Consider the following 14763-nt stretch of genomic DNA (forward strand, 5'->3'; position numbering starts at 1 on the left):
TAATAAGTATTATTTTAATAATTAAATTTTTAACTAATTAATATAGTTATAATTTATAAAATATTTATACTTCATAAAAATACTTTTTCTAAAGCATGTTCAAAACGTTTCATACCTTCATCAATATCATGTTCACTGATGATTAAAGATGGCGCTAAACGAATAACATTATCTCCAGCTGTTAAAAAAATAACACCCTCTAAAAAAGAAAAATTTAAAATTTCATGTATTTTATGAGAAATATTTGATTTTAATACAATTCCAATTAACAAACCTCTACCTCATATGTCTTGAAAAAAATTAAAACGTTTATTGATAAGATTTAATTCAGAAAATATTTGTTTAGATTTTTTTTCAACTCCATCTAATACTTTTTTTGTATTAATAATGTTAACAACAGATTCTGCTACAGCACAAGCTAATGGATTTCCTCCATATGTAGTCCCATGAATTCCGGGTTTAATAATTGATGTAATTTTATTGGTAGTTAACATTGCACTAATTGGAAATCCAGCACCTAAAGATTTAGCAAGAGTTAAAATATCTGGTTCTATTCCATAGTGTTCATAACAAAATAATTTTCCAGTTCTTCCAATTCCAGTTTGGATTTCATCAAAAATTAAAAGGGCATTATATTGATCACATAATTGTCTTAGTTCTTGTATAAAAGAAACAGTTGCTGGTATTACTCCTCCTTCTCCTTGAATAAGTTCAACAACTATTGCACATGTATTATCATCAATTATATTTTTTACCGTATTAATATCATTGAAAAAAAGCATGAACTATTGCTGGAGGTTTAGGACCAAAATTTTCAGAATATTTTGATTGTCCACCTACAGAAACAGTAAAAAATGTACGTCCATGAAATGAATTATAAAAAGAAATAATTTTATTTTTTTTAGAATTATATGTTTTACAAGAGTAATAGCGTGCTATTTTAAAAGCTGCTTCATTGGCTTCAGCACCAGAATTAGCAAAAAAAACATGTGATGCAAAACTAGAAGAAATTAATTTTTCGGCTAATTTAAGAGATGGTTCATTAATAAAAATATTACTAATATGCCATAATATTTTACTTTGCTCTTTTAGTACCTTATTTAATTTAGGATGACAATGTCCTAATGAATTTACTGCAATTCCTCCAGAAAAATCAATGTATTCTTGTCCTTTTTGATCCCAAATACGACTTCCTTTTCCTCTTACAGGAATAAAGGACACAGGTTTATAAACAGGTAAAATAAACTTTGTAAAAGTATTACATGTAATAAATGTTTTTTTTGATATCATGTTTATAATTTTATTAAATATTTAAAAAAATTAAATTTTTAAAATAAAATATACATTATATTTTATTAAAATTAAACTTAAATATTCAAAATGTTTATTGAAATTCTTCTACACTTTAAAAAAAGAAATTTTTTATTTAAAACTATAAAGAAGTTATAATGTCAGAAATTAAATTTTTATAAATTTTAAATTTTATTAAAGAAGGTGATAAAAAATGAAAAATATTAATCAAATAGCTCTTACATGGATTAGTTTTTTTTCATATGCATTTACAGGTGCATTAATTGTTGTTACCGGAATGATAATAGGAAATATTTCTGATTATTTTCATTTATCTATATCTCAAATGAGTAATACATTTACTTTTTTAAATGCAGGAATATTATTATCAATTTTATTAAATTCTTGGCTAGTAGAATATATATCATTAAAAAAACAATTAATATCAGGATTTATTTTAACAATAACGTCTATAGTAGGTATAGTATACGGTACTAGTATAATTTACTTTTCTATAAATATGTTTATACTTGGATTAGTAAGTGGTATTACTATGTCAATCGGTACATTTCTTATTACTCATTTATACACAGGAGGAAAAAGAGGATCTCAATTACTATTAACTGATTCTTTTTTCAGTATGTCAGGAATGATATTCCCTGTTATTGCCGCTTATCTTTTAGAAAAAAAAATTATTTGGTATTGGATTTATATATGTATAGGAGGAATCTATTTATTAATTTTTCTTTTAACAATAAATGTACGTTTTCCACAGTTAGAAAAAAATACAAAAAATTCAAAAGTAACGAAAAAAAAATGGAATATTAATATTTTTTTATTATCTATTTCAGCTCTACTCTACATATTAGGACAATTAAGTTTTATTTCTTGGGTTCCACAATATGTTACTGAAATAATAAATGTAGATATAAAACAAACAGGTGGTTTAGTTAGTAATTTTTGGATGTCTTACATGATTGGTATGTGGTTTTTTAGTTTTATAATTAAATATTTTAATCTAAATTATATGTTCATGTTTCTCACAGGTATTTCTACATTTCTTATGTATAGTTTTATTCATAACCAAAATTTTGTAATACTTAAATGTATTATTATTAGTTTAGGTTTTTTTTCTAGTGCAATTTATACCATAATTATCACATTAGCATCACTACAAACAAAAAACCCATCTCCCAAATTAATAAACTTAATTTTATTATTTGGAACCATAGGAACTTTACTCACATTCATTTTAACTAGTCCTATTGTAGAAAAAAAAGGATTATATGCTACTTTAATTAGTTCAAATATATTATATAGTATAGTTTTTCTGTTATCTATACTAATTTATATTAATAAAAAATACCAAAAAATTACATAAAAAATTTCTTTATAAATATTTTTTTATACTAATAACTACAAATTATTGTAAAACTTAAAAAATAAACTGGAATAAAATTCATTTCTAGTTTATTTAAAGAAGGAAAGGAATCCTAATTTAGTTTGTACATCCTGTAGAGTTTTTTCAGATTTTAATCGAGCTTTTATAGCTCCTTCATAGACTATTTTTTTTAAATAAAGCTCATCATTGCGATAATTAATATAAGATTTTTGCAATTTATATAGAAACTTAGACAAAGAATCTGAAACAATATTTTTAAATTCTGTATACATTATACCTTGTAATTCTTTTGATAAAACCTCAATATTTTTATTAGTAATAGCAGAAAGTATTTCTAATAAATTTGAAATACCTGGTTTTTTTTCTATATCATAATATATTTTACACGGTTTTTCTGAATCAGTTACAGACTGTTGAATCTTTAAGACTACTGAAGATATATTATCTAATAAAAAAATAACGTTGTTTTTATTTATATCAGATTTAGACATTTTTTTATTCGGTTCTAATAAAGCCTTGATTTTAGAACCATGCTCATTAATTAATGGTTCCGGTAAAGTAAAAATATCACCATATAAGGAATTAAAACGCTTAGCTATATTACGTGTTAACTCTATATGTTGTTTTTGATCATATCCTACTGGAACAAAATTAGTTTGATATAATAAAATATCAGATGCCATTAAAACAGGATAATTAAATAGACCTACATTTGTTTTTTCTATGTAATTATTTCCTAATTTTCTTTTGATTTTAAATTGCGTCATACGAAGTAATTCAGAAAATTGACTAAAACAATTTAAAATCCAATTTAGTTGACTATGTTGATAAACATGAGATTGAATAAAAATAATGCTTTTATTAGGATCTACTCCACAAGCTAGATAAAAAGATATTGTATCTAATATTGATTTTTTCAAAAACAAATTATTTTTTTGCGTAGTAAGGGAATGTAAATCAGCAATACAATAGAAACAATCGTAATTATTTTGCATTTTAGACCAATGACGCATAGTTCCTATGTAATTTCCAATAGTTATATTTCCCGAAGGTTGTATGGCACTAAATAAAACAGGTTTAGAAGAAATCATTTTATACTCTGTAATAAAAAATATTAATGAATAGATTTAGAATAAGCATGTTGTAATTCTTTACGAATTTTTTTAATAATAAGATCATAATTAGAATATTTAAACAATCCTGTTCCTATCACGAAAACATTTGCTCCAGAAAATGCTATTTCGCTAATATTATCTAATTTCACTCCTCCATCAACTTCTAATAGAATATCTGAAAAATTAGTATCAATAATTTTTCTTACTTCACGTAATTTATTAAATGTGGATGGTAAAAAAGATTGATTTCCAAAACCTGGATTGACTGACATTAGTAAAATCAAATCTAATTTTTCTAATATATAATCAAGAAAATTAAGTGGTGTAGTAGGATTAAAAGCTAATCCTGCTTTACATCCATGTTCCTTAATTAAATGTAAAGTACGTTCAACATGTTCTGTAGCTTCTGGATGAAAAGTAATAAAAGTAGCACCAGCTTTTGCAAATTGAGGGATTAAATTATCTACAGGCTTTACCATTAAATGAACATCAATTGGCACTGTAATATTATAATTACGTAAAGATTCTAGAATCATAGGACCCATAGTTAAATTAGGAACGTAGTGATTATCCATAACATCAAAATGTATAAAATCGCTTCCAGCATCTATTACTTTTTGGGTATCTTCTCCTAAACGAGCAAAATCAGCAGATAAAATTGACGGAGCTAAAAAAAATTTTTTCACTATAATTTTCCTATATTTATATCTAATATTCGATAATTCTGATTGTTTATTAGTGTAAATTTTCAAAAAATTTAAAAAATTTATAATATATAAAATTATTTTTTATATAAAAATAAGTTAATAAAAATATCTTGAAATAAAAAACAAATTTTTTATTTTAGATTTTAAGAAATATATTGATTTTTAAGGCTCAAAATAATACAAATTATAAATATATAAAATAAAATTTTATACACAGATAAAAAAAGTAGATTATTAATTTATTATTAAGTGAGAATTAATATTATTTAATATAATATTGTAATTGTAAGATAAGCATACAAAAACTATTTTTTAGCATGTGTTTAGAGAATTAAATATAAATATTTTTTATAATTTTTTTAAAATACAAGTTTAGATATTAAATTTTTTTAATTTCATAGAAAATAAAATATAATGCACTATAAAAATATTTATAAATACAAAAAAATTAAAAGTAATATTAAATATTTTTATAAATTTATTTTTTTAAACGATTTTGAACTTATATCAAAAAAATATTTTTTACTCTTTATAGTTTTATTTTTGTAATTGTAAATATGTTTATTAAATATAATTATTATATTTATTAAGAATAAATATAAAATATATTGCCTATAAAAGAATAAAACTATATAAGAGAAAAAATACAATTAAAACTAATATGAACATACAAAATTCAATTATTTTAATTTTTTATATAAAAAAATTTATTGAGAATCTTTAATAGCTGTTAAAATAATATTTTTATCTACATTATTATAAATTTCTGTTTTTCCAATAGATAAAGGTAAAACTAATCTAATTTCTCCTGAAATCACTTTTTTATCTCTCATCATGTAAGGAACATATGAAGCAGCTGACATATTTTTAGGTCCTTTGATAGGTAAACCAGTCCTTTTTAATAATGTAATAATTCTTTTAAAATCATCTTCTTTTAAATATCCAAGTATTTTTGAAGTACGAGAAGCCATGACTATACCTACTGATATTGCTTCACCATGTAGCCAACTTCCATAGCCAGCATGAGCTTCAATAGCATGACCATATGTGTGACCAAGATTTAATAACGTCCTTAAATTACTTTCTCTCTCATCAAGAGAGATTAATCGCGATTTTAATTCACAACATTTTTCTATACAGTAAGCAATAGATTTATTATTCAGTGATAGAATATCTTCAATATTTTCTTCTAACCAAGAAAAAAATTTTTCATCAAAAATAATAGCATACTTAATAACCTCTGCCATACCTGATATTAATTCATTATACGGAAGTGTTTTTAAACAATCAACATCAATAATTACAGAAGATGGTTGCCAAAAAGAGCCAATCATATTTTTACCTAATAAATGATTGACAGCAGTTTTTCCACCAACAGAGGCATCAACTTGAGCTAAAAGAGTTGTTGGAATTTGAATAAAACGTACACCTCTCTGATAAACAGAAGCAGAAAATCCAGTTAAATCACCTATCACTCCTCCACCTAATGCAATTAAAGTAGTATCTCGAGTATGTTTTTTTTCTAATAGAGCTGAAATAATAACTTCCATTTCATTCAGTGTTTTATATTGCTCTCCATCTGAAAGAATAACTTGATCTATTTTTATTCCGGATTTTCTCAAATGATAAAGGACTTTATCCTTTAAAAGATTAGCTAGTGTTTTATTCGTTACTAGCATAGCTTGATTTCCAGGTTGTAAAGGCCAAAAGATATCATCTTTTTGAATAATATTAGAACCTATACTGATAGGATAACTACGTTTTCCTAGAATAACTTTCAACTGTTTCAAAATTTTTTACACTCCATGAATTTTTCATTCTAAGTATAAATACTATATTTTTTCTAATAAACGAATTATATTAAAAGCTACAATTTTAGCACTATGATTATCGGTTTGAACTGTTATATCTGAAATTTCTTCATATAAAGGATTTCTTTCATGTGCTAGATTTTCTAATATAATACGATTAGAGGTAGGAATTTGTAATAATGGTCTTGTTTTATCTCTTTTAGTTCGTGATAATTGTTTTTCAATTGTTGTTTCCAAATAAACTACAATACCACGTGCTGATAAAAAATTACGTGTTTCTTTAAATGTAATTGATCCTCCACCTGTGGCAAGAACAATACCTTGTTTTTTAGTTAATTCATTAATAATTTTTCGTTCTCTCAAACGAAAACCATTTTCACCTTCTACATCAAAAACCCAACTTATATCAGCACCAGTACGTTTCTCAATTTCCTGATCAGAATCAAAAAAATCCATGTTAAGTTGTTGAGACAATTGACGACCAATAGTGCTTTTTCCTGCACCCATTGGTCCTATTAGAAAGATGTTTCGTTTTTCTGCCATATTTTTATTATTAATTAATTCGTTAATAAAACCAGCATTTAGCGTATTTTGCTGGCGGGACATAAATACAAGATTAATAATGAAATAAAATTAATATATAAAATATTTTATATCATTTATTTTATAAAACATAAATAAAATACTTAAACTGTTAAAAATAAAAAAATTATTTTTATTTTTTTATTAATAAATTTAATTTAACCAGATGCATATTTAAACATAAAGTAAAGATATATAAAGAATTATACTTAAATAAAAAATATATTCTATTAAAATCAACATCATTTTTTTCTATTTTGAAAAAACATACAGTTTTTTTTAATTAAAATAAAAATGTAGAAATAGTTTTAAATATAATTTAATTGAGTAAAAACTTGACGTACTTGTTTTTTTTAGATTAATATACTTTCTTGTATCATATTAATAAAATTTGTTTAAAATAAATGGGTGAGATGTCCGAGAGGCTTAAGGAACACGCCTGGAAAGCGTGTATATGGAAACGTATCAAGGGTTCGAATCCCTTTCTCACCAAAAAATTTTTCATTTATAAAATAGATTCTAAAGCAATATTAATCATATCATTAAAACTAGATTCTCTATCTTGAGACGGAATGCTTTCTTTTTTTATAATATGATCAGAAACGGTGCATATAGATAATGCTTTTATTTTTAATTCAGATGCAACTCCGTATATTCCTGCAGTTTCCATGTCCACTCCAAGAATGTTGTATTTTTTTAAAATTTTCAACATCTCTTCATCATTGTTATAAAAAGAATCAGTAGTAAAAAAATTACCAACACGTACGTCAATATTCAATTGTTTTGCAATATCTACTGTTTTACAAATCATGTCAAAATCAGCAATAGCAGAAAAATCATGATCGTTAAATTTTATTCTATTAATCTTTGAATCAGTACAGGCACCCATACCAATCACTATATCACGTAATTTTACGTCCTCTCTTACAGCACCACAAGTTCCTATTCGGATAATCTTTTTTACGTTATATTCAATAATTAATTCTCTAACATAAAGAGAAGCAGACGGTATTCCTATACCATGACTCATAACTGAAACTCTTTTGTTTTTATAAAGTCCAGTATAAGCTAACATTAAACGAGTGTTATTGATTTGACGATAATTATTTAAATAATTTTCAGCAATATATTTAGCCCGTAAAGGATCTCCTGGCATAAGAACTATGTCAGAAAAATCATTTTTTTTACTATTAATATGAGGTGTAGACACTAATTTTTTTCCTTTTTTAATATATAGCTAAATATAAAACTATATTCATTTAAAATTTTAAAGCATATTTTTACCATATTGCATATCAGATAAAAAAAAGTATTTAGCAATAGTTTGTCCTATATCTGAAAAAGTTTTACGATGTCCTAAATAACGAGGTCTAATATCTGGTGAATAAATCAATATAGGAATATTTTCTCTAGTATGATCAGTCCCTTGCCATGTTGGATCACATCCATGATCGGCAGTTAATATTAACAAATCTTTTTCAGTAACTAAACTTATTATTTCAGCCAATTTATAATCAAAAAATTCTAAGCCTTTAGCATATCCAGAAACATCACGACGATGACCCCAATTTGAATCAAAATCTACTAAATTAGTAAAAACAATGGTATTGTTTTTAGATAATTTTATTTCATTAATAGTATTATTACATAAATCTTTTAAACCAGTAGATTCAATTTTTTTAGTTATTCCTATACCGGCATAAATATCAGAAACCTTACCAATTGCAATAACCTGTCCTTGCTTTTCATCTATTAGTTTCTTAATAACTGTTGTAGAAAAAGGTTTTATTGAAAAATCCTTTCTATTACCCGTGCGTTGAAAATTTAATTTATTATTTCCAATAAAGGGTCTAGCAATTACCCGCGCCACTTTATATTTAAAATCATCTAAAATAAAACGAATAGTTTTACATAATTTATAAAGATTTGATAAACCAAAAAAAGCTTCATGACAAGCAACTTGTAAAACAGAATCTGATGAAGTATATATAATTGGTTTTTTAGTTTTAATATGTTCTTCGCCCAATTTATAAACAATATCAGTTCCTGAAGCATGACAATTTCCAATAAGGCCTGGTAATTGAAACTGACTTATTATTTCTTTTAATAATATATCAGGAAAACTATCATATTTTTTTTTAAAATAAAACCAATCATCTAAAACAGGTACTCCTGCAATTTCCCAATGTCCTGAAGTAGTGTCTTTTCCAGAAGAAATCTCACTAGCAAATCCATAGCTAGCTATAACATTTGAATTATTATCAAATCCTAAAGGATATTTTCCTGTAGATTTTTTTGCAGCTTGTATAATTCCTAATTTTACTAAATTAGGAATATAAAGAACGCCTTTTCTTCCTATATTAGCTTGACCTAAAAAACACTTTTCTACTATATGCCCGAATGTGTCTGAACCAACGTCATTAAATTTATCTGCATCAAGACTAGAACCGATTCCAAAAGAATCTAAAACAATCAAAAAAACTCGTTTCATTATCAAATATCCAAAAATTAATAAAAAATAATTGTGTTTATCTTTTTAAAATATTATCAACTTGCTCTCTTGTTTTATCGAAGATAATATCAGAATACTCACTCATTACTATATTTAAATTAGCAATAGTAGGGGCTAAATATATTAAACTATTAGAAGTATCATATGCTAAATATGCACTATTGTTCTTTTTAAAAGAATATATGCTACAAGGATTTTTAGACCTAATCCATCGAGCAAGAATAATGTTCACTTGTTCACATATTGCATCTATATGATATTCTATTTTTAAACGTTCAATAACAACATCAAATTGTAATATTCCAATAGCGCCTAAAATTAAATTATTATTATTAATAGGACGAAATACTTGTATAGCTCCTTCTTCTGATAATTGTGTTAAACCTTTTATTAATTGTTTTTGCTTAAGAGGATTTTTTAAAAAAATTCGACGATATATTTCTGGAGCAAAACTAGGTATACCAATAAATTTAATATCTTCTCCTTCAGTAAACGTATCTCCAATTTTAATGGTTCCATGATTATGAAATCCTATAACATCACCAGGATAAGCTTTATCTATTGATAATCTATCTCCAGCTAAAAAAGAAAAAGCATCAGAAACAATAATATTTTTTTTTATTCGTACATGCCTTAATCTCATTCCTTTTGTATATTGTCCTGAAACAATTCTAACAAAAGCTATACGATCACGATGTTTTAAATCCATATTAGCTTGAATTTTAAAAACAAAACCAGTAAATTTTTTTTCTTGAGGATATACTTTACGTGTATGACTTTTACGAGATAAAGGAGAAGGTCCCCATGTTATTAAACTAGTTAACAAATGATCAATTCCAAAATTACCGAGGGCACTACCAAAAAAAACAGGTGTTAAAACGCCTTTTAAAAAATTTTTTTTATCAAATTCAGGATATACATTAATAATTAAATCTAATTCTTCACGCAAATGATTAGCTAATTCAATTCCAATATCGTTATCTAATAAAACATCAGATAAACTATAAAAAACTTGACTATTTAATAAACATTTATTTTCAAATGTTTTTTTTTTATATAAATAAATTAATTTTTTATGGATATGATATATTCCTTTAAAATTCTTTCCACAACTAATAGGCCAGGTAACAGGAGTGCAGTTTAATTGGATTTTTTTTTCAATTTCATCTAAAATATTTATTGGTTCTTGACTATCACGATCTAACTTATTAATAAATGTAATAATAGGGGTATTATGCATTCGCGTAACATCTATTAATTTTTTTGTCTGTTCTTCAATACCTTTAGCAGCATCAATAACAACTAGACAACAGTCTACAGCTGTAAGAATACGATATGTATCTTCTGAAAAATCTTGATGGCCTGGAGTATCTAATAAATTTATTAAAACATTTTTATATATGAATTGCATAACAGAAGTAGTAACAGAAATTCCACGTTTTTTTTCAATATCCATCCAATCTGATTTAGCATATTTTTTATTCCCCCTTCCTTTGACTATTCCAGATGTATGGATGACCTTTCCAAACAATAACATTTTTTCAGTGATAGTAGTTTTTCCAGCATCAGGATGAGAAATAATAGCAAAAGTTCTTCTTTTGCTTAATTCCTGTTCATGATTTGAATTGAACATAATATATACATACTCATTGTAGAAAATAGTATAGAAAAAATCATCTAATTAAGATTTTTAAAAAATTATTTTTTAAAAAACTTTATGCTTTTAGTTATTTTGATTTGTTTAAAAAAAACAGTAATATTGTAAATAGTTGCAATCTAAATGTCATATTCATGTTAATAAAAATAACTTAATTGATCGTTTAATAAAATTTTTTAATTTAAAATACTTTATATAATTCTAAATAATTTTATACTATTCTAATCTTGTACTTAATTTAAAAAAATAAATTTAAATTTTTTTATTTAAAATCTACTTTTTATATTCAAGTATTTACAATTTCATTTAAAAAAACAACAAAAAGAATCGATCAATGAAGAAGAAATTTATATATATTGCATATACAGGTGGAACTATTGGTATGCAAAAATCAAAATATGGATACGTTCCAATTTCTGGATATCTTCAAAAACAACTTATTAAAATGCCAGAGTTTCATAAAAAAGAAATACCATATTTTACTATAAAAGAATATCAGCCATTGATTGATTCTTCTAATATGACACCAAGAAAATGGCAAATTATTGCCAATGACATTGGAAGAAATTATTATAAATATGACGGATTTGTTATTTTGCATGGAACAGATACAATGGCATATACAGCTTCCGCTTTATCGTTTATATTAGAAAATTTAGAAAAGCCAGTAATCATAACAGGCTCTCAAATTCCTCTATCAGAAGTGCGTTCTGATGGTCGTCAAAACTTATTAAACTCTCTATTAATAGCTGCAAACTATCCTATTAACGAAGTTACTCTATTTTTTAATCATAGATTGTATAGAGGAAATAGAACAACAAAATCACATGCAGATGGTTTTGATGCTTTTTCTTCTCCTAATTTAGAACCATTATTAGAAGTAGGAATAAAAATTCGTTATTTTCATAAAGAAAAAATAAAAAAAAAACCAAAAAAGTTAAGAATTTATCAAATAACACCTCAACCTATTAGTATCATTACTATTTATCCGGGAATGTCCGCAAAGGTTGTAAGAAATTTTTTACTTTATCCAATCAAAGCGATGATCTTGTGTACTTATGGTGTAGGAAATGCGCCTCAAAATAGAGATTTTTTAAAAGAATTACATTTAGCGCGTAAAAAACACATTATTATTATTAATTTAACGCAATGTATATCAGGAAGAGTTAATATGAACGGATATGCAACAGGCAATTCTCTTATAAAAGTTGGAGTAATTAGTGGTTATGACCTTACTGTAGAAGCAGCTTTAACCAAATTGCATTTTTTATTAAGTCAAAACATTTCAAGGAAAAAAATTTGTCTTGAAATGCAAAACAATTTACGTGGTGAATTAACACCTTTTTGATATTTTATTAATTCTTAATCACGTTAATAAAATGAATGCTGTCCATGTAAATGCTCTGTACCATCATATACTTTTTTAATTTCAGGAAAAGAAGCTAATAATTTTTTTTCCACCGTTTCTTTTAAAGTCATTCCTATCATCGAGCATCCATTACAACCACCACTAAATTGTATAATAGCAGTTCCATTTTTTTGATTGATTTTAATTAAATTAACTTTTCCTCCATGCATTGATAACTGAGGATTAATTTCCATATTTAAAAAATATTTAACTCTATCTTCTAATAAATAACTATTTTTATTTAAAATATTACATTTAGCATATGGAGCTTTAAAAGTTAATTGAGAACCAAGTTTATCATAAACGAGATCTATTTCAGAATTTTTTAAATAAGCAATAATATTCTTATCAATATAAATAAAAAATTGATTATATTTTAATTGAATATCTGATTCTTCTACTTCACTTTTTAAACAATATGCTACTCCACATTCTGCACTGGGTGTGCCAGGATTGATAATAAAAACACGTATTTGAGTTCCTGGAGGCTCTTTTGATAAGAGTGATCTAAAATAATTTTGAGCGTTTTCAGAAACAGTAATCATAAGTATAATTGTAATAAATATATGTTAATTTAAATAATTTTACTAACTTATTAAAAAAAAAACAAGAAACTTTAGAAAAAAATAAATTTTATTTTTTGTTTTTAATATAATTATAAAAATTATTATAGAAAATAAAAAAAGAGAAAAAATGAAAAGTTTTTACTGGAATACCATAGGAGAGGGGAAAATAAATGTTATTCTTCTTAGTGGATGGGGATTACATTCAAAAATATGGTTTTTTATTATTAAAAAATTTCAATTGTTTTTTAAATTTTATTTAATTGACTTACCTGGATTCGGTAAGAATAGGATGTTACATCCTATGAAGATAGATTGCATAATTAAAATTTTATATTACTATATGCCAAAAAATTCTATTTGGATGGGATGGTCTATGGGCGGATTAATTGCTAGCAAATTTGCATTATCTTATCCAAAAGAAACCTTAGCTGTAATCAGCGTTGCTTCTTCTCCATGCTTTATAGAAAAAAAAGATTGGCCAGGAATAAAAAAAGATATAGCTGAACGTTTTTATCTAGATTTAAAAAAAGATTACTATAAGACAATAAATGACTTTTTAAACTTACAAACAATAAATTTAAATCCATACGTACAAGATTTAATAATTTTAAAAAAAATATTATTTTCTGAAATGAAACCAAGTATAAGTTTCTTAAAAAATGGCTTAGAAATCATTTCTTCTATAGATTTACGTTCAGATATAGTTTTTCTTAAAGTTCCTTTACTACGTATATACGGTGGATTAGATAATTTAGTACCGAAAAACATAGCAAAAATACTTGATAAAAAATGGCCAAAAACTAATTCTATAATTATTAAAAAAGCCGCTCATATTCCATTTGTTTCACACAAAAAAGAATTTTGTTTCATATTATGGAATTTTCTAAATTCATTTTAAAAAAAATATAGCCCCAAAAAAAATGGGGCTTTAATAGTCTTTAATTTGTATAAGATATTGTTTTAAAAGGGGATTTCATCATCAAAATCTATTTCGGAAGAAGAATTAATTGAGTCTTTATTTGATTTATATTTTTCAGATATATTTTCAAAATCTACTTTTTCTGTTTTCTTTATTTTGGGTGAAACAATATTTTTATCATTTGTTGAAATTGCTTGTAAATTAGAATTGCGACTTCCTAACATTTGCATTGTACCACCAATATTTACAACTATTTCTGTAGTATAACGCTCAAGACCATTTTGGTCTTGCCACTTTCTAGTTTGCAAAGATCCTTCAATATATACTTGAGAACCTTTTCTAAGATATTCACCAGCAATTTCAGCTAATTTACCAAATAATACTATTCGATGCCATTCTGTTTTTTCTTTATTTTCTCCAGTGTTTTTATCTTTCCAATTTTCTGAAGTTGCTAATGTCATATTTACAACTGCATTACCATTAGGCATATAGCGAACTTCTGGATCTTGTCCTAAATGTCCAATAAGAATTACTTTGTTAACACCTCTACTCGCCATAAAAAACTCCATTTTTAAAATTAATAAAAATAATATTTTTTGTATATAAATTATAATTATACATGCTAAATATTTTATTTAGTATGATCAAATTTATAAAAGTGCTATATTATTTTTTAAAATTTTAAAAGAATTATAATTTCATTATTTATTTTTTTAATATAAATTTATCAATAGCATCAACATATAAAAAATATTATAAATATTAGATAAAATTATAACTAATTTAAAGATTAA

At 24.7% G+C, this 14763-nt stretch carries 12 protein-coding genes, 1 tRNA gene and 1 pseudogene; 4 read left to right on the forward strand and 10 right to left on the reverse strand.

From position 1 onward, the window contains the following. Positions 1-71 precede the first annotated feature (71 nt). Positions 72-1290, reverse strand: a pseudogene (locus D9V66_RS02730) (aspartate aminotransferase family protein). A gap of 214 nt (positions 1291-1504) precedes the next feature. On the opposite strand from D9V66_RS02730, the gene tsgA reads away from it, so the two are divergent. Beyond that, on the forward strand, positions 1505-2671 hold the full coding sequence (tsgA, locus tag D9V66_RS02735; RefSeq protein WP_158365903.1) for an MFS transporter TsgA: 1167 nt from the start codon (positions 1505-1507) through the stop codon (positions 2669-2671). 89 nt (positions 2672-2760) lie between these two features. Here tsgA and trpS read toward each other — a convergent pair whose 3' ends face one another. From trpS to aroK, 4 genes are all read right to left on the reverse strand, one after another. Beyond that, positions 2761-3783: a tryptophan--tRNA ligase gene (gene trpS / locus D9V66_RS02740; RefSeq protein WP_158365904.1), complete on the reverse strand. Its 1023-nt coding sequence runs from the start codon at positions 3781-3783 to the stop codon at positions 2761-2763. A gap of 23 nt (positions 3784-3806) precedes the next feature. Beyond that, entirely contained in the window at positions 3807-4493 is a 687-nt protein-coding gene (gene rpe / locus D9V66_RS02745) for a ribulose-phosphate 3-epimerase (protein WP_158365905.1), read from the reverse strand. A gap of 728 nt (positions 4494-5221) precedes the next feature. Beyond that, positions 5222-6304, reverse strand: a complete 1083-nt coding sequence (gene aroB / locus D9V66_RS02750; RefSeq protein WP_158365906.1) for a 3-dehydroquinate synthase — start codon at positions 6302-6304, stop codon at positions 5222-5224. Between the two features lie 42 nt (positions 6305-6346). Next, entirely contained in the window at positions 6347-6868 is a 522-nt protein-coding gene (gene aroK, locus D9V66_RS02755; RefSeq protein ID WP_158366051.1) for a shikimate kinase AroK, read from the reverse strand. Between the two features lie 446 nt (positions 6869-7314). Here aroK and D9V66_RS02760 point away from each other — a divergent pair. Next, positions 7315-7399: transfer RNA gene (locus D9V66_RS02760), tRNA-Ser, on the forward strand. 13 nt (positions 7400-7412) lie between these two features. On the opposite strand, the gene deoD is transcribed toward D9V66_RS02760, so the two are convergent. The 3 genes from deoD to D9V66_RS02775 are packed head-to-tail and all read right to left on the reverse strand — an operon-like array spanning position 7413 to position 11052. Then, a complete protein-coding gene (gene deoD / locus D9V66_RS02765; protein ID WP_158365907.1) occupies positions 7413-8117 on the reverse strand; it encodes a purine-nucleoside phosphorylase in 705 nt (234 codons plus the stop codon). 57 nt (positions 8118-8174) lie between these two features. After that, on the reverse strand, positions 8175-9398 hold the full coding sequence (locus D9V66_RS02770) for a phosphopentomutase (protein WP_158365908.1): 1224 nt from the start codon (positions 9396-9398) through the stop codon (positions 8175-8177). A 37-nt stretch (positions 9399-9435) separates the two neighbouring features. Continuing rightward, a complete protein-coding gene (locus D9V66_RS02775) occupies positions 9436-11052 on the reverse strand; it encodes a peptide chain release factor 3 (protein WP_158365909.1) in 1617 nt (538 codons plus the stop codon). Between the two features lie 358 nt (positions 11053-11410). On the opposite strand from D9V66_RS02775, the gene ansA reads away from it, so the two are divergent. Further along, positions 11411-12424 (forward strand): asparaginase, encoded by a 1014-nt coding sequence (gene ansA / locus D9V66_RS02780; RefSeq protein WP_158365910.1) that lies wholly within the window; start codon positions 11411-11413, stop codon positions 12422-12424. Positions 12425-12447: 23 nt separating this feature from the next. Here ansA and D9V66_RS02785 read toward each other — a convergent pair whose 3' ends face one another. Continuing rightward, a complete protein-coding gene (locus D9V66_RS02785; RefSeq protein WP_158365911.1) occupies positions 12448-13029 on the reverse strand; it encodes an NfuA family Fe-S biogenesis protein in 582 nt (193 codons plus the stop codon). 148 nt (positions 13030-13177) lie between these two features. On the opposite strand from D9V66_RS02785, the gene bioH reads away from it, so the two are divergent. Beyond that, complete coding sequence (gene bioH / locus D9V66_RS02790) at positions 13178-13948, forward strand: pimeloyl-ACP methyl ester esterase BioH (RefSeq protein ID WP_158365913.1); 771 nt, start codon at positions 13178-13180, stop codon at positions 13946-13948. A 62-nt stretch (positions 13949-14010) separates the two neighbouring features. Here the strand turns inward: bioH and D9V66_RS02795 are convergent, their stop codons facing one another. Beyond that, positions 14011-14526: a single-stranded DNA-binding protein gene (locus tag D9V66_RS02795; protein WP_158365915.1), complete on the reverse strand. Its 516-nt coding sequence runs from the start codon at positions 14524-14526 to the stop codon at positions 14011-14013. Between the last annotated feature and the right edge of the window lie 237 nt (positions 14527-14763).

The sequence above is a fragment of the Buchnera aphidicola (Brevicoryne brassicae) genome (assembly GCF_005082825.1).
In the GTDB taxonomy this organism is placed as follows: domain Bacteria; phylum Pseudomonadota; class Gammaproteobacteria; order Enterobacterales; family Enterobacteriaceae; genus Buchnera; species Buchnera aphidicola_AK.